The organism is Streptomyces sp. NBC_01460, from assembly GCF_036227405.1.
Classification (GTDB): Bacteria; Actinomycetota; Actinomycetes; order Streptomycetales; family Streptomycetaceae; genus Streptomyces.
The window spans coordinates 3,607,986-3,623,685 of the sequence record NZ_CP109473.1; the positions used below are offsets into that span (position 1 = coordinate 3,607,986).

Consider the following 15,700-nt stretch of genomic DNA (forward strand, 5'->3'; position numbering starts at 1 on the left):
GAAGGAACGGACCCTGACTGTCCACGCGCTCAACGAACTTCTGCTCGTCTGCTCAGTCGTCCTGCTGGTCGCCGTCGCGGCCGTACGCATCTCGTCCCGCAGCGGGCTCCCCAGCCTGCTCCTGTACCTCGGCATCGGGATCGCCATGGGTCAGGACGGCATCTTCGACGTCAAGTTCGACAACGCCGAGCTGACCCAGGTGATCGGCTACGCCGCCCTGGTCGTCATCCTGGCCGAGGGCGGTCTGGGCACGAAGTGGAAAGAAGTGAGACCCGCCCTGCCGGCGGCGGCCGTCCTGTCGACCGCAGGTGTGGGCATCAGCGTGGGCGTCACCGCGAGCGCGGCGCACTACCTCGTCGGCCTCGACTGGCGACAGGCCCTGATCATCGGCGCCGTCGTGTCGTCCACCGACGCAGCAGCCGTCTTCTCCGTCCTGCGCAAGGTCCCCCTCCCCTCCCGGATCACCGGTGTCCTGGAGGCCGAATCAGGCTTCAACGACGCCCCCGTGGTCATCCTGGTGGTGGCGTTCTCCGCCGTCGGCCCCGTGGAGCACTGGTACGTGCTGGTGGGCGAGATAGCCCTGGAGCTCGCCATCGGCGCGGCCGTCGGCCTCGCGGTGGGCTGGCTCGGGTCCTTCGGGCTCCGCCACGTGGCGCTGCCCGCGTCCGGGCTCTACCCGATCGCCGTGATGGCCATCGCCGTGTCCGCGTACGCGGCGGGTGCCATGGTCCACGGGAGCGGCTTCCTGGCCGTCTACCTGGCCGCGATGGTCCTCGGCAACTCCAAGCTCCCGCACTGGCCGGCCACCCGGGGCTTCGCGGACGGGCTCGGCTGGCTGGCGCAGATCGGCATGTTCGTCCTGCTCGGCCTTCTGGTCACCCCGCACGACCTGATCGCCGACTTCTGGCCGGCCGTGGTCGTGGGCCTGGTACTGACCGCCGTCGCACGCCCGTTGTCGGTCTTCATCAGCCTCGCGCCGTTCCGGCTGCCGCACCGTGAGAAGGCCCTGATGTCGTGGGCGGGGCTGCGCGGCGCCGTGCCCATCATCCTGGCGACCATCCCGATGGTGTCCGGGATCGAGGGCAGCACCCGGGTCTTCAACATCGTCTTCGTGCTCGTCATCGTCTACACACTGATCCAGGGTCCGACCCTGCCGTGGGTGGCCAAGGCCCTCAAGATCAGCGACGACCCGTCCGAGACGGCGGACCTCGGGATCGAGTCGGCACCGCTGGAGCGGCTGCGCGGCCACCTGCTCTCCGTGGAGGTGCCCGGCAGGTCCAAGATGCACGGCGTGGAGGTCGGGGAGCTGCGGCTGCCCGCCGGGGCGGCCGTCACCCTCGTCGTGCGGGACGACAAGAGCTTCGTCCCGGCGCCCTCGACCGTGCTGCGGCGCGGGGACGAGCTGCTGGTCGTCGCGACCGATCCGGTCCGCGACGCGACGGAGGCACGGCTGCGGGCCGTCGGCGAGGGCGGCAAGCTGGCCGGCTGGCTCGGGACGGGCGGGGCGGCCCGCCGGGGCGACGGCGCCGCCGACACCCCTCACCTCGCGAGGCTCGCCAAGAGGCTGGGCAAAGGCGGCGAGGACCGTCCCGGGGACAGGACGGGCGGCAGCCGGGCCCACCACTGACGGGAGCGGCGGGGCGGTCGGCTGCGGGTCCCCCACCGACCCGGCCGGTGCCGGTGGGGGACCCGCCACCGACCCGGTGCGGGGACGTGTGTCTGCGCACAATCGCAGGTTCGCCGACGCCAGGACCTGTAAGATGAAGGACTGGATCTCTTGATCCACTCGATGTGAACCTGATCGACCAACTCTGTCTGATGCAGAGCTGGCGCGACCGTATGGCGGTCGTGGCGTCCTTTCGCCTCTGGAGCGAGCGCCCGGCATCTACCGCAGTTCCGCGCGAAGAGGACAGCTCTCGGCAGCTCCCGCACGCCCCAGCACCCCGGTGCGAGGCTCCGGGGAGCACGGCCACCAGGCGGCAGAAAGGCATGGACCGTGGCGTCCACGGTCTCCGACCGCCCCGGTTACGGGCAGTTGCTGCGCACCCCGGGTGCGTGGACCTTCCTTCTCCCGGGCTTCGCCGCCCGGCAGCCCTTCGCGATGCTGACCATCGGCATCGTCCTCCTGGTCCAGCACACCACCGGCTCCTACGGCAGCGCGGGTGCCGTGGCGGCCGCCTCCGGTGTCTCGATGGCCCTGTTCGCGCCGCAGAGCGGCAGGCTCGCCGACCGGTTCGGCCAGCGTGCCGTGCTGCTGCCCGGCGTCCTGGTGCACGCCGCCTCCGTCGGCGCCCTCACGGCGCTCGCGCTGGCCGACGCCCCCCTGTGGGCGCTGTTCCTCGCCGCGGTGCCCACCGGTGCCTCCATCCCGCAGGTCGGCCCGATGGTGCGCGCCCGGTGGGCGGCCCGGCTCGGCGCGGCCCCGGGGCGCCCCGCCTCCCCCCTGATGACGACGGCGGCCGCCTTCGAGTCCGTGACGGACGAGTTCACCTTCGTCGTCGGCCCGGTGCTCGCGACGGCGCTGTGCACCGGCGTGCACCCTGCGGCGGGACTGATCACCGAGGCGGCGCTGACGCTGCTGGGCGGCGTCCTGTTCGCCGCTCAGCGCTCCACCCAGCCGGCCCCCCGGGGCGCCGCCACGGAGGCCGAGCCGCACCGCTCGGCGCTCTCCGTGCCCGGCGTGCGGGTGCTGGCGATCACCTTCCTGGGCATCGGCTCCGTCTTCGGCGGCATGCAGGTCTCCCTCACGGCGTTCGCCGAGGAGATCGGCCGCCCAGGCGTCAACGGACTGCTGTACGGGATCTTCGCCGCCGGCAACATGCTGGCCGGCGTCGCCTGCGGGGCCATCGCCTGGAAGAGCGGCCCGCGCCGCCGGCTGATCATCGGGTACGTGGCTCTGACGCTGACCGCGTCCGGGCTCTGGGCCGTGCACTCCGTCCCGCTGCTGGCGGGTCTGGGACTGCTGGTCGGGCTGTGCATCGCTCCCGCGCTGATCAGCGGCTACACCCTGGTCGACGCGCTCGTCCCCGCGTCCGCAAGGACCGAGGCCTTCACCTGGCTCACGGGCGCGGTGGCGCTCGGCCAGGCCGCGGCCGTCACGGTGTCCGGACAGCTCGCGGACGCCCATGGCGCGAGCACCGGATTCGTGGTCCCGCTGGCCGGTACCGCACTGGCCCTGGCGACCCTGCTGGCCCTGCGTTCACGGCTGACACCGCGGCCCGCCGGACGCACCGTGGCACGTGGGATCGGTCACCGCGAGCCGGTCACGGTGGACTGAGAGCTCGGAATACGTCAGTATGGATCGTCGTTAGCACTCACTGAGTGAGAGTGCCAGGAGGAGCAAGTGCCGACTTACCAGTACCAGTGCACCGAGTGCGGCGAGGGCCTCGAAGCGGTGCAGAAGTTCACCGATGATGCCCTGACCGTGTGCCCGAACTGCGAGGGACGCCTCAAGAAGGTGTTCTCGGCGGTCGGCATCGTCTTCAAGGGATCCGGTTTCTACCGGAACGACAGCCGCGGCTCCTCGTCGAGCAGCACGCCGGCCACGTCGACCACCAAGGCGTCGGACTCGTCCGCCGGTTCGTCCTCCTCGAAGCCGGAGTCGAAGCCTGCCGCTTCGGCGTCGTCCTCGACCTCCTCCTCGGCTTCCTCCACGTCGTCGAGCGGTACGTCGGCCGCCTGAGGCCACCCCGTACCCGATACGTTTCACCCGGACCCCGCTGATCGACTCGGCGGGGTCCCGGTCGTGCGTGCCCGGTTAGTGTGACCGCATGGTCAACGCAGAAACGGGTACAGCGGAAATCGGTGTCATCGGCGGATCGGGCTTCTACTCCTTCCTGGAGGACGTGACCGAGATCCAGGTGGACACCCCCTACGGGGCACCGAGCGACTCCGTCTTCCTCGGTGAACTCGCCGGTCGCCGGGTGGCCTTCCTCCCGCGCCACGGCCGCGGGCACCACCTCCCGCCGCACCGGATCAACTACCGCGCCAACCTCTGGGCCCTGCGCTCCGTCGGCGTACGCCAGGTCCTCGGCCCGTGCGCCGTCGGCGGCCTGCGCCCCGAGTACGGCCCGGGCACCCTGCTCGTACCGGACCAGATGGTGGACCGGACCAAGACGCGTACGCAGACCTTCTACGACGGCGAGCCGCGGGCCGACGGGACCGAGCCGAACGTGGTGCACCTCGGCTTCGCCGACCCGTACTGCCCCGAGGGCCGCAAGGCGGCCCTGGCCGCGGCACGCGGGCGCGACTGGGAACCGGTGGACGGCGGAACCCTGGTCGTCGTCGAGGGGCCGCGCTTCTCGACCCGCGCGGAGTCGCGCTGGCACGCGGCGATGGGCTGGTCGGTCGTCGGGATGACGGGGCACCCGGAAGCGGTCCTCGCCCGTGAACTGGAGCTCTGCTACACGACGCTGACCCTGGTCACGGACCTCGACGCGGGGGCCGAGGCCGGCGAGGGCGTCAGCCACGCGGAGGTCCTGGAGGTGTTCGCGGCCAACGTGGACCGGCTTCGGTCGGTGCTCTTCGACGCGGTGGCGGCACTGCCCGCGAGCAAGGACCGCCACTGCGTCTGCTCACACGCGCTGGACGGGCTCGATCCGGGCTTCGAACTGCCGTAGGGCCGCGGCGGCTGGGGGTTCTTTCGGGCCGCGGGCGCGGGGGCGGCTGTGCGGGGCTGGGCGCGGGAAGCCGGTCACGCGGGGCCGGTTGCGCCGGGCGGGTCGCGCGGGGCCGGTCACCTCGGGCCGGGCGCCTTCGCCCCTTCCGGGTGACCGGGTTGTCCACATCGTGTGGACTGTCCACAGGGCGGAGCGCGATCGGTGCGGACGGTGGATCGTGAGGGGAGTCCGGCGGGCGTCACATCCCGCGGGACCCCTCGTTCCCTCGCCCGGATGTCCCTCGCGGATCTCCCACACGCCAGGTGGTGTTGGCCATGTTCCCTTCCGCGCCCGAAACACGTCCCCTGCCTCCCGCACCATGCGGGGTCCCGGCCTTCGGGCCCCTGCGTGTGCGGGGCGGTGGAGGACGGCGGATCCGGCGGGCGCTGCGCGGCCGGCGCCGCGCGCTGGCCGCGGGCTTCGCCCTGACCTCCGCCGTGCTCGCCGTTTCGGGGCTGGGCGGTGAGAAGGGAGCGGTAGCCGTCCACGGGGGCGCGCCACCGGACCCCGAGCGAAGGCCTGTGGGGCTGGTCGCCGCTCCGGTGCGGATCGCCGACGCGGCGACGGTCGGTCTGCTGCGGCCCGGTGACCGCGTCGATGTGATCGCCTCGGTCGACGGGAACGCCGACGCAAGGGTGGTCGCGCGCGACGTACGGGTGACGGAGATCCCGCGCGGACCGGGCGCCGGAGAGGCGTCGTTCCCAGCAGCGGACAATGGGGCGGGCTCGGGAAGCGGCGCCCTGGTGGTCCTGTCGGTGCGGCGGGACACGGCGGCGGCCCTGGCCGGTGCCGGCGCATCGGGGCGGCTCGCGGTGGCGGTCTCCCATGCCGAATAGAACGGATATCGCGTCAACTCACCCGTGGGGCGTACCCGATTGGACAGTGCACCCTTCTGCCGCCTTATGTGGCGGGGCAGTTCGCTCCCCCGACGGCACGCGCGGAGAAGGGCTCCCCTGTGAGCGAGAAGAAGATCGGCCTGCTGGACGGGTTCAAAGCCTTTCTGACGCGCGGCAATGTGATCGACCTCGCGGTGGCCGTCGTCATCGGCGCGGCCTTCACGAACGTGGTGAACGCCGTCGTGAAGGGAATCATCAATCCGGTGGTGGGCGCCTTCGGCACCCAGGACCTGGAGAAGTACCGGTCCTGTCTCCGTGGCCCCTGCGTGGTGGACCCGGACACCGGCAGGACGGACGGCATCGAGATCCTCTGGGGATCGGTGCTCAGCGCCACCCTCAGCTTCCTGATCACGGGCGCCGTCGTCTACTTCCTGATGGTGCTGCCGATGGCGAAGTACCTCGCCCGGCGCGCGGCCGCCCAGGCGGCGAAGGAGGGCGTCCGGGAGACCTTGGAAGTGACGGAGCTGGAAGTGCTGAAGGAGATCCGCGACGCACTGGTCGCACCGCGGGGCGACACTGGGGGCCCGGCCTAGGGTGCCCAAAAGCGCGCCCCCGTCGGCGGAAATCAGATGTGGTGGGGCGGCTTCTCGTCGAGGAAGCGTGCCAGGTCGCCCGCGCCGCCGCCCGGAGACCGCTCGCCCCATCCCTGGTCCGTGTCGTCCGAGGACTGCCGGTCCAGCGGATCGTCGAAGACGAGGGCCGGCGGCCTGGGCCTGGACTCCGGCCGAGGCTGCTCCGGCCGCGGCTCCTGCTGCGGCTTCGACTCTCGCGGTCCGGGGGCGGGGGCGGTACTCATACGTCCAGGGTACGGCCGGGCTCAGCGATCCTTCGGATCGAGCAGCCACAGCCCCAGCACGACGAGGAACGACAGGCACAGGAAGCCCGCACCCCACCAGGCCGTGCTCGTGTCGCCCTCCATCCACACGTTGACGACCTCCGTCAGCGCCCACAGCTGCCCGACGACGACGCTCAGCGCCAGCACCAGGCGGGCCGTCAGCTTCGCGGACCGCTCGGGTTCCTGCTCCGAGCCCGCCCCGGGCCCCGGACCGGTGTGGCGCACCCGCGGATCGGCGTACCCACTGGTCGGCCGGATCTGGGGATAGCGCTCGTGCACGGGACGGTTCAGCTCGGCACGCGCGCTGCCGGGGGTGTATTCGGGATAGGCCGATCCGGCGGGGAGGGGAGGCCTCGGCGGCTCGACCGGGTCCAGGGGCTCGGTCATGTCCGGGCCCCCGCGCTCGCGGCACCGGACGCGGCCTGCCCGGACGGGAGCGGGGCGCCCGGAGCCTGCGCGGGCGGGAGCGGGGCGGCCGGAGCCTGCGCGGGCGGGGCCTGCCGGGACGGGGCCTCCGCGCCGCCTCCGGTGCCCGGGCAGCCGATCCGTTCGGCGAGATCCGGGCGGTCCTGGCCGAGCTGGCGGCACAGCCCCTCCTCGACGCTCTCCCCCGAGCGGGTCGTGCCGACGGCCCAGATACTGCCGTCCTCCAGCTCGGTCAGCGCCACCTTGGGCAGTCCTCGGGGCGGCGGACCGGCTGTCACCTCACCGGTGCGGGCGTCGAAGACCCCCTCGTGGCACGGGCAGTACAGCTCGCCCTCCGTGCCCCGGTCCTTGCGCCAGAGCACGGCGCAGGCCAGGTGGGTGCAGACGGCGGAGTAGCCGACGAGGGTGCCGTCGTCCATCCGCACCGCGACCGCCCGGTCCTCGTCGCCCGGGTAGCGGAAGGCGAGGGACTCTCCGGGTAGCAGCTGTGCGGCGATCCGCTTCGGGGCCGGCGCCTTCCCGTCCGCCGTCTCCCCGTGCCGGTGGAGGATGCCGCCCGCCACGGCCAGACCGCCCACGGCGAGACCACCGGACACGGTGGCGACGATCCGGAGGTAGTCGCGCCTGGTGGTCAGCGAGTCGGCGGCGATCCTGTCGTGCAGCGCCTCACGCGGGTCGCTGCCGGAGCCGCGGTCGGGGCCCGGCTGCTGCTGTTCGGTGACGCTCATCGGCGCACGTCCTTCCCGTTGATCTCGACGACGGGAAGACCGCCGGGCACCGGCCACTGGACCCGCTCCGCGGGCACCACCATGGCCACTCCCGTACGGACCTCGCTCTCGCCGAAGACGAAGGTGTCGGCGACCTGCACACCGGGGCGCTCCGCCTGGAGCTCCTCGACGGTGCCGTAGAAGAGCGCGCCCGTGGGGCAGACGGTGGCGCACATGGGGGCGAGCCCGTAGGCGGTGCGGTCGTAGCAGAGGTTGCACTTCATCTGCAGCTTCGCCTGGAGGTCGATCTTCGGGACACCGAAGGGGCAGGCGTTGACGCAGTTGGCGCAGCCGATGCAGCGGGTGGTGTCGGCCTGCTGAACGACGCCGTCGGCGGTGACCAGGATCGCGTCGGCCGGGCAGACCTCGGCGCAGGGGGCCACCGGGTCCTCGCAGTGCATGCAGACCGTGGGAAGGGAGGCGACGGAGGAGCCCTCGTCGGTGTAGTCGAGGTGGATCATCGACTTGCCGCGGTGCGAGTCGCATTCCCGGCAGGCGGATACACAGGCCTGGCAGCCGATGCAGCGCCCCGGGTCGATGAACATCGTTCTGCCCATCATCGGGGCATCAGCTCCTTTCCGAGGTGCCGCGGCCCTGCGGGGCCGTGGGCGGCAGCGGGTCGGTACGGGAGACCTGGGTCTCGGGATAGGCGACGTGGCCGGGGGCGACGGGGGGCGCGGGGACCTCGTCGATCGCGCCGGCGTGCTCGATGCGGCAGGCGCAGACCTTGTACTCGGGGATCTTGGAGCGGGGATCGAGGGCGTCGATGGTGAGTGCGTTGGCCGCTGTCGGGACGGGCCAGTGGTAGGGGATGAACACCGTGTCGGGCCGGATCGCCTCGGTGACCAGGGCGGGGAAGACCTCGCTGCCGCGCCGGGTGACGACGCGCACGGGTTCGCCGTTGCGGAAGCCGTGGGAGGGGTGGACCTCCGCCCAGGGCCGCGGGGTCTGCTCGACGAGGGCCCCCAGCCGGCGGGTCTGGTTGCCCGAGAGGAAGTGGGCGACGGTGCGTCCGGTGGTCAGCGTCATGGGGTGCGCGTCGTCGTACGGGTCCGCCGGGGGATGCCACTCGACGACCTGCATGTGGATCTTGCCGTCGGCGTGGTAGGTCCTGCCGTCCTCGAACAGCCGGGGGGTGCCGGGGTGGTCCGTGGAGGGGCAGGGCCAGGCGATCCCGCCGGTCTCCTCGAGCCGCTCGTAGGTGATGCCGGAGTAGTCGATGATGGTGCCCGCGGAGGCCCTGCGCAGCTCGTCGAAGACCTCGCGGGAGCCGTCGAAGGCGAATTTTTCCCCGGCGCCCAGGCGCCGGGCGAGCTCGCACATCACCCAGGTGTCGGTCCGCACACCGGCAGGCGGTTCCTGTGCCTTGTTGTGCTTGACGACGCGCGCCTCGGCGTTGGCCATCACCCCTTCGTCCTCGGCCCAGATGGTGACGGGGAAGACGACGTGCGCGTTGGCGGCGGTCTCGGAGAGGAAGAAGTCGAACTGCGCGTGGAATTCGGTGGTGTCGTACCCCTCCTTGACCACGGCGTAGTTCGGGAGCGAGACGAAGGGGTTGTTGCAGATGCCGATCAGGCCGCGGATCTCACGGCGCTGCATCTGCCAGACCATCTCCATCATCGAGGTCCCGGCCGCCGGGAGTTCGGACTCCTCGATGCCCCAGATCTCGCAGATCTGCCGGCGGTGCTCCTCGTTGAGGATCGAGCGGCCGCCGGGAAGGAGGTCGGCCTTCTGGCCGTGTTCACGGCCTCCCTGGCCGTTCCCCTGCCCCGTGAGGGTGCCGTAGCCCGCTCCGGGCTTGCCGATGTGGCCGGTGGCGGCGCAGAGGTTGATCACGCTGAGGCAGTTCTCGACGCCCTGCGTGTGGTGTTCGATGCCCCGGGCGTGGAAGGCCATGGCCTTGGGGGCACGGGCGAAGGCACGGGCGACCTGGACCACCTGCTCCGCGGGGATCCCGCAGATCTCGGCGGCGCGGGACGGCGGGTACTGGGCGACGTTCGCCTTCACCTCCTCCCAGCCGGTGACGTGGTCCGCGAGGTAGGCCTCGTCGGTGAGTCCTTCCTCGACGACCACGTGGAGCACGGCGTTGAAGAAGGCCGAGTCGGTGCCCGACTTGAGCGCGACGTGGATGTCGGCGGTGCGCGCGACCGCCGTCTCCCGCGGATCGACGACGATGAGGGTGGCACCGCGGTCCCGGGCCCCCCAGACGTACTGGGTCAGCACGGGGAAGCACTCGCCGACGTTGGCTCCCGCGAGCAGGAGGCAGTCGGTGAGCAGGATGTCGGAGAAGGGGTTGCCCGCCCTGTCGATGTTGAAGGCGAGCTTGTTGGCCCCGGCGGCACTGACCATGCAGAGCCGGCCGTTGTAGTCGACGTGCCTGGTCTTCAGCGCCACCCGGGCGAACTTGCCGACCAGGTAGGTCTTCTCGGAGAAGAGGCTCGCCCCGCCGAGTACGCCGAAGGCGTCCCTCCCGTGCTCCTGCTGGATGCGCCTGATCTCGGAGACGGTGAAGTCGAGTGCCTCGTCCCAGGAGACCTCCCGCAGTTCCTCGTCGCGCGAGCGGCGCATGAGGGGGGCGGTCAGTCGGTCCGGGTGGTTGACCTGCTGGTAGGCGTTGATGCCCTTGGGACAGAGCCGCATGCGGTTGATGTCGTGGTTGCGGGGCTCCACACCGAAGACCTTGCCTCCGCGGTCCACCCGGAGATACATCCCGCACTGCACGCCGCAGAAGCAGCAGTGGGTGGGCACGAGCGTCTCGCCGTTCTGGTCGGCGTGCCACTGGTCGGCCGGGATGCCGCCCGCGTCCCGGAAGCCGCGGGTGCCCGGCGGAGCCAGGGAGGGGTCGAGGGGGAGGACGGTACGGCCGTCGGCCGCGCGTGGGTCCGCGGTCACTTGAAGCCCTTCTTGACCTGGGTGAGATAGGCGTTGCCGCGCAGTACCCGCTTGCAACGCGGGCAGTACTCGGCCCATGCGTCGAAGCCGAGTTCGAGGTCGCGCATGGTGCCGCGCAGGTTCTCGACGTACGGGCCGGTGTCGATGGCTTCCCCGCAGCGGCGGCAGGCGAAGACCTCGTCGTCCTGGCGCCCGGTGTACTTGAAGAGCTGCATGCCGACCGCCGCCGGGCGCTGCACGATGTGGAAGAACTTCCCGAACGGGATGTAGATGAGGGTGAAGACCACCGCCACCATGTGGAGGATCGCCAGGAACTCGTAGCCTCCGCCGTGCAGGAAGATCGACGAGAAGGTGAGCAGCAGGCCCGTCACGGAGATGATGATCAGGGCGAGCAGCGGCACCATGTCGTAGGCGAACCGCTGTCCCGTGATCGCGCCGCGGTCCTTCATGCGGCGCCAGAGGAAGTACCCGGCGCCGGGGATGACGAGCACCGCGGCGATGTCCAGGCCGTGGAACATCAGCCAGCCGATGATGTTCAGCGAGTCGAAGCCGATGATCTTGATGCCCCAGATGCGCATCTCGTAGCCGGGCCCCGAGCCGCTGCCGGAGGTGAAGGTGAACCAGCCCCAGGTCAGCGGGAAGGTGATCAGCGCGGCGAGGACGCACCCCCAGAAGATCAGCTGGTGCGCGATCCACCGCGGGTGGGAGCGGGCGCCGAGGAATTTCTGGAAGCCCAGATAGGTCGCGATCATCTTCGGCAGGGCCGTGGGGGTCCTGCGGAAGTTCTCGGCCGAGAACAGGCTGCGCCAGCCGTTCCTGAAGAGCCGTCGGGCTCCGGGGGCCGAGACCCAGACCGTGTAGCGGTAGGCCACCCCGAAGGCCAGGAACACGCTGGCGACGGCGTACGGCAGCAGCGCCGAGTCGAAGTCGTGCAGCAGGCGGCTTCCGAACACGATCGCGAGGATCAGGAGTCCGGAGACGACCGCGCCGGCCAGGGTCGCGCGGCCGGAGACCGACCGCGGCAGTGTCCCGGCCACTCTCGCCGCCACGGAGGGCCCCGGTCCGGGCGGCGGGGTGCCCGCCCCGCCTGACGTCCCGCCTGACGTCCCGCCGGACGCTCTGCCGGACGTCTCGCCTGACGCCCCACCGGACGTGCCGGTGTGGACACCGGAATCGGGCTGCTCGGCTGCGGCGGGCGGTTCTGGTGGCTCGGTCACCCGGCCACCGTAGGGCCGCGATGAGCTTTTGGTCCCGTTATAGGCACTTATCGTGTGACCGCGTCGCCCAGGTGGCCCGCGTGCCGGCCGGAGCGCCCGGACGGCGGACGACCGGGGTGGCCGGACGCCCCCGCTCCCCCGGGCCGCCGCCTGTACGTTCGCCGGTACCCTCTGCCCCCGGAGCCCGTCGCCGCGCTCGACGACATCCTGGCGGCCGGGGCCGACGCCCCGATCCGCGCCGTCGTGAAGGCCGCCGGGGCGGCCCGCGGGGTCGAGGGCCCCGGGGGCACCTTCCCCTCGTACAGCGAGCTCTACGGCACAACCCGGGACAGCCGGGAACCTCTTGCGTGAGAGTGCGACGCAGGCCGGGAACTTTCTGCGTGCGCGGTACGTTTTTTGCGAACCCCGGTCACGATGTCAGACCCAGGGACTACGTTATGCACGCATCGGGTAACACGCGGCAACGGCCTGGAGACAGCACCTTGAGCGATCCGTACGAGACAACCGAGCAGCACCTCGAGCGACTCCTGCGATGCGCCCTCAACTCCTTCGATCTCTCCGACGCCACGGTCGACCGGCTCGGGACGGCGCTGGCGCACAGCAGCGCCCTGTACTCGTCCCACCACAGCGCCGTGCTGCACCGTGAGACCTACCGGCACACCTACCTGCTCTCCGACGGCACCACGCTCACCCTGTGGGAGCTGGTGCACGGCGGCGGCCGGGACGTCCCCGCACCCCGTCGGCACGAGCTGTACGACGACGAGGGCGACGCGCAGGTCGCAGCCGCCCGCCTCGCCGGCAGCTTCTGGGACACCCCCGCCTTCGGTGACGACAGCCTCCGGGAGGACCTGGAGGCCCTCACCCTGCTCATGAGCGTGCCCCCGGCCCCCATGCCCCGGATGTACGCCCCGGACAACTCCGCAGACCACGCCCGCCGCGTCCTGCGCCGCGCGGAGAACGGCGACCGGCCGGGCGACGGGACGGCCCGTCTGCTCCGCGCGGCCTTCGCCCACCACATCACCCAGGTCTTCGGCCGGCAGTACCGCGTCGACGGACGGGACGCCGGTTTCACGCTCTACGAGCACGCCTTCCTCCTCATGGACGGCACCGAGACGAGCCTGTGGGAGGTCGAGCACACAGCCACGCCCGACGGCCGCCACATGTGCGAGGTCTACGACGAGGAGCGGACCGCCCGCCTGGCCATGGAGAACCGCACCCGCATCTGCTGACGCCCGGAGGACCGGCTCAGCCCGCCTGCACGGGCTCCTTCGGGGACGCGTCTCCCTGGGCCCGTGCAGGGGCCATGTCGCTCTGAGCCCGTGCAGGGGAAGCGTCGCCCCCGGCCCGCGTAGGGACCGTGGCGTCCTCGCCGCCCTGCGGATGCGTCTGGGGCCGCGCGGGGAGGGCGAACATCACGAGGAAGATCACCGTGAGCACCCCGGCCACCCACCACAGCGACTGCTGGAACGCGTCCACGAACGCCGCGCGCATCTCCTCCGGCGGCAGCCGGTCGCCGACGGCACCGAAGAAGACGACCGAGACGAGGCCGAGCCCCAGCGCCGTGCCCATCTGCTGGAAGGTGTTGATCAGCCCGGACGCCGAACCGGAGTGCTCCTTCGGCACCCCGGAGAGCACGGTGTCCGTCAGCGGAGCCACGATCAGCCCCATGCCCACGCCCATGACCACCAGCGGAAGCGCCATCTGCCAGGGACTGATGCCCTGTCCGTAGCGGCCGGCCTCCCCGATGTAGAGCAGCAGTCCGGCGACCATCAGCAGCGCACCCGCCTGCAGCACCTTGCGGCCGAAGCGGGGCACCAGCTTCTGCACGGAGATCCCGGCGGCGCACGAGACGGCGACCGAGAACGGGATCCCCGTCGTACCGGCCTTCAGCGCGCTCCAGCCGAGCCCCATCTGGAGGTAGAGCGTCCAGACCAGGAAGAAGATGCCCAGGGCGATACCGAAGGTCAGCTGCACGACGGTGCCCGCCGCGAAGCTCTTCACACGGAACAGCGACAGCTCGATGAGCGGCGAACCGTCGCGGGAGGCCTTCCCGCGCTCGAACACGACGAGCACCGCGAACACCAGGAGACTGGCGGCCATCGACAGGTGGCCCCACAGCGGCCAGCCCAGCTCGCGTCCCCGGGTCAGCGGGTAGAGCAGCATGAGGAGGCCGAGGGTCACCAGGGCCACGCCCGTCAGGTCCAGCCTGAGTGCCCTCGGCGCCCTGGACTCGGTGATGAACTTCCGTCCGAGCACCAGTCCCGCGATGCCGACCGGCAGGTTGATCAGGAAGATCGGCCGCCACTCGAGGCCGAAGAGGTTCCACTCGGTGAGCAGTGCGCCCAGCAGGGGCCCGGACACCGCGCCCAGCCCGACGATCGCGCCGAAGAGCCCGAAGACCTTGCCGCGCTCGTGTGCCGGGAACGTGGCGTGCACGATCGACAGCACCTGCGGCACCATCAGCGCGGCCATGCCGCCCTGCAGGATGCGGGAGGCGACCAGCATCTCCGGGTTCACGGCGAAGCCGCAGAGCGCGGACGCGATCGTGAAGCCGCCGATACCGATGAGGAAGAGGCGCTTGCGGCCGTGGATGTCACCGAGCCGTCCGCCCGTGATCAGGCCCGCCGCGAAGGCCAGCGCGTAACCGGCGGTGATCCACTGGATCGAGGTGAACGAGGCGCCGGTGTCCCGCGTGATGCTCGGGATGGCGATGTTGACGATGGTGACGTCGACCAGGTCCATGAAGGCCGCGGTCATCACGATCGCGAGCGCGAACCAGCGGCGCCGGTCCGCCGGGTCCTGCGGTATGGCCGGCTTCGGTTGCGCCGTACCGGCGGCTGCCAGGGTCGGCAGGGTGTCGGATGAAGTCATGGGAGGAATCTAGAGGCCCAACAGGTCAGGTTGTGACCTAATGGGCGGGCATCCTGGCCCCATGACCGATACCCCGGCACGACTGCTGAAACTGCTGTCGCTCCTGCAGACGCCGCGCGAGTGGCCGGGCAGCGAGCTCGCCGACCGGCTCGACGTCACCCCGCGCACCATCCGCCGCGACATCGACCGGCTCCGCGACCTCGGCTACCCGGTCGAGGCGTCGCGCGGTTCCGTCGGCGGTTACCGCCTGGTCGCGGGCTCGGCCCTGCCGCCGCTGCTCCTGGACGACGAGGAGGCGGTGGCCATCGCGGTGGGCCTGCGGGCGGGGGCCGGTCACGCCATCGAAGGCGTCGACGAGGCGTCCGTACGTGCTCTGGCCAAGCTGGAGCAGGTTCTTCCGTCGCGGCTGCGGCACCGGGTCTCCTCCCTCCAGAACGCCACCGTGCCGCTCACCCGAGGCGACGGGTCGACCATCGACCCCCGCACGCTCACGGCGATCGCCTCGGCGGTCACCGGGCGGGAACGGCTGCGCTTCGCGTACCGCTCGGGGGACGGCACCGCGTCCAGGCGGCAGACCGAGCCGTACCGGCTGGTGAGTACCGGCAGCCGCTGGTACCTCGTCGCGTACGACCTGGAGCGCGAGGACTGGCGCACCTTCCGGGTGGACCGGGTGAGCGAGCCGTTCGCCACCGGATCCCGTTTCACCCCGCGCGAGCTGCCCACCGACAGCGGGGACGCCGCGGAGTTCTTCGCCGCGTCCATGTCGCGCACGCAGCCCGAGCTGCACCTCGACGTGACCTTCCGGGCACCGGCGGCCTTCGTGACGGCCCGGCTGCCCGCGACGCTCGGGGCGGTGGAGCCGACGGGTGAAGGGAGCTGCCGGCTGCGCACGGTCTCCGGCGACTCCTTGGAGTGGGTGGCTCTGCGGCTCGCGCTGGTGGACTGCGAGTTCGAGGTGCACGGTCCCGCGCACCTGGTGGAGCATCTCCGCGGCCTGGGCGCCCGCCTGACACGCGCTGCGACGGGCGGACCGGCGGCGGGCGGACCACGGCGGGCCGGACATGAATGAGCCCCGGCGCCGGGGGGGGTGGGCGCCGGGACTCAGCTCAGGGGACCGGAAGGAGACCGGTCGTCGGGC

16 protein-coding genes are annotated in these 15,700 nt (G+C 71.6%); 9 read left to right on the forward strand and 7 right to left on the reverse strand.

All coding sequences use genetic code 11. The annotated features are described in order from the left end of the window. Positions 1 to 40: 40 nt before the first annotated feature. The 6 genes from OG488_RS15925 (at position 41) to OG488_RS15950 (ending at position 6,087) form a co-directional block, all read left to right on the forward strand. Positions 41 to 1,627, forward strand: a complete 1,587-nt coding sequence (locus OG488_RS15925; protein WP_329238701.1) for a potassium/proton antiporter — start codon at positions 41 to 43, stop codon at positions 1,625 to 1,627. Positions 1,628 to 1,996: 369 nt separating this feature from the next. Further along, positions 1,997 to 3,277 (forward strand): MFS transporter, encoded by a 1,281-nt coding sequence (locus OG488_RS15930; RefSeq protein ID WP_329229849.1) that lies wholly within the window; start codon positions 1,997 to 1,999, stop codon positions 3,275 to 3,277. A 66-nt stretch (positions 3,278 to 3,343) separates the two neighbouring features. Continuing rightward, positions 3,344 to 3,682, forward strand: coding sequence for an FmdB family zinc ribbon protein (locus OG488_RS15935; RefSeq protein ID WP_329229850.1), 339 nt, complete (start codon positions 3,344 to 3,346; stop codon positions 3,680 to 3,682). 88 nt (positions 3,683 to 3,770) lie between these two features. Next, the gene (locus OG488_RS15940) at positions 3,771 to 4,619 is read left to right on the forward strand and encodes an S-methyl-5'-thioadenosine phosphorylase (RefSeq protein WP_329229851.1); all 849 of its coding nucleotides are present in this window, start codon (positions 3,771 to 3,773) and stop codon (positions 4,617 to 4,619) included. 314 nt (positions 4,620 to 4,933) lie between these two features. Beyond that, positions 4,934 to 5,494 carry an RcpC/CpaB family pilus assembly protein gene (locus tag OG488_RS15945; RefSeq protein ID WP_329229853.1) on the forward strand — a complete coding sequence of 187 codons (561 nt, stop codon included), beginning with the start codon at positions 4,934 to 4,936 and terminating at the stop codon, positions 5,492 to 5,494. Between the two features lie 119 nt (positions 5,495 to 5,613). After that, on the forward strand, positions 5,614 to 6,087 hold the full coding sequence (locus tag OG488_RS15950; protein ID WP_329229855.1) for a large conductance mechanosensitive channel protein MscL: 474 nt from the start codon (positions 5,614 to 5,616) through the stop codon (positions 6,085 to 6,087). Between the two features lie 32 nt (positions 6,088 to 6,119). Here OG488_RS15950 and OG488_RS15955 read toward each other — a convergent pair whose 3' ends face one another. Genes OG488_RS15955 through OG488_RS15980 form a run of 6 tightly spaced genes read right to left on the reverse strand, consistent with a single transcriptional unit; the run spans position 6,120 to position 11,511 of the window. Further along, positions 6,120 to 6,350 carry a hypothetical protein gene (locus OG488_RS15955; RefSeq protein WP_329229856.1) on the reverse strand — a complete coding sequence of 77 codons (231 nt, stop codon included), beginning with the start codon at positions 6,348 to 6,350 and terminating at the stop codon, positions 6,120 to 6,122. A gap of 21 nt (positions 6,351 to 6,371) precedes the next feature. Next, the gene (locus OG488_RS15960; RefSeq protein WP_329229858.1) at positions 6,372 to 6,776 is read right to left on the reverse strand and encodes a hypothetical protein; all 405 of its coding nucleotides are present in this window, start codon (positions 6,774 to 6,776) and stop codon (positions 6,372 to 6,374) included. Beyond that, positions 6,773 to 7,543 (reverse strand): QcrA and Rieske domain-containing protein, encoded by a 771-nt coding sequence (locus OG488_RS15965; RefSeq protein ID WP_329229859.1) that lies wholly within the window; start codon positions 7,541 to 7,543, stop codon positions 6,773 to 6,775. The genes OG488_RS15960 and OG488_RS15965 overlap by 4 nt, the downstream gene beginning before the upstream one ends. Continuing rightward, positions 7,540 to 8,142, reverse strand: coding sequence for a 4Fe-4S dicluster domain-containing protein (locus tag OG488_RS15970; protein WP_329229861.1), 603 nt, complete (start codon positions 8,140 to 8,142; stop codon positions 7,540 to 7,542). The genes OG488_RS15965 and OG488_RS15970 overlap by 4 nt, the downstream gene beginning before the upstream one ends. A 7-nt stretch (positions 8,143 to 8,149) precedes the next feature. Further along, positions 8,150 to 10,474: a molybdopterin oxidoreductase family protein gene (locus OG488_RS15975; RefSeq protein WP_329229862.1), complete on the reverse strand. Its 2,325-nt coding sequence runs from the start codon at positions 10,472 to 10,474 to the stop codon at positions 8,150 to 8,152. Beyond that, positions 10,471 to 11,511 (reverse strand): MFS transporter, encoded by a 1,041-nt coding sequence (locus OG488_RS15980; protein WP_329238703.1) that lies wholly within the window; start codon positions 11,509 to 11,511, stop codon positions 10,471 to 10,473. The genes OG488_RS15975 and OG488_RS15980 overlap by 4 nt, the downstream gene beginning before the upstream one ends. 234 nt (positions 11,512 to 11,745) lie before the next feature. On the opposite strand from OG488_RS15980, the gene OG488_RS39260 reads away from it, so the two are divergent. Further along, positions 11,746 to 12,042: a hypothetical protein gene (locus OG488_RS39260; RefSeq protein ID WP_406462919.1), complete on the forward strand. Its 297-nt coding sequence runs from the start codon at positions 11,746 to 11,748 to the stop codon at positions 12,040 to 12,042. 131 nt (positions 12,043 to 12,173) lie between these two features. Further along, a complete protein-coding gene (locus OG488_RS15990) occupies positions 12,174 to 12,920 on the forward strand; it encodes a DUF6227 family protein (protein ID WP_329229863.1) in 747 nt (248 codons plus the stop codon). A 16-nt stretch (positions 12,921 to 12,936) separates the two neighbouring features. Here the strand turns inward: OG488_RS15990 and OG488_RS15995 are convergent, their stop codons facing one another. Then, positions 12,937 to 14,562, reverse strand: coding sequence for an MFS transporter (locus tag OG488_RS15995; RefSeq protein ID WP_329229865.1), 1,626 nt, complete (start codon positions 14,560 to 14,562; stop codon positions 12,937 to 12,939). Positions 14,563 to 14,623: 61 nt separating this feature from the next. On the opposite strand from OG488_RS15995, the gene OG488_RS16000 reads away from it, so the two are divergent. Beyond that, positions 14,624 to 15,631 (forward strand): helix-turn-helix transcriptional regulator, encoded by a 1,008-nt coding sequence (locus OG488_RS16000; RefSeq protein WP_329229867.1) that lies wholly within the window; start codon positions 14,624 to 14,626, stop codon positions 15,629 to 15,631. The last annotated feature ends 69 nt before the right edge of the window (positions 15,632 to 15,700 follow it).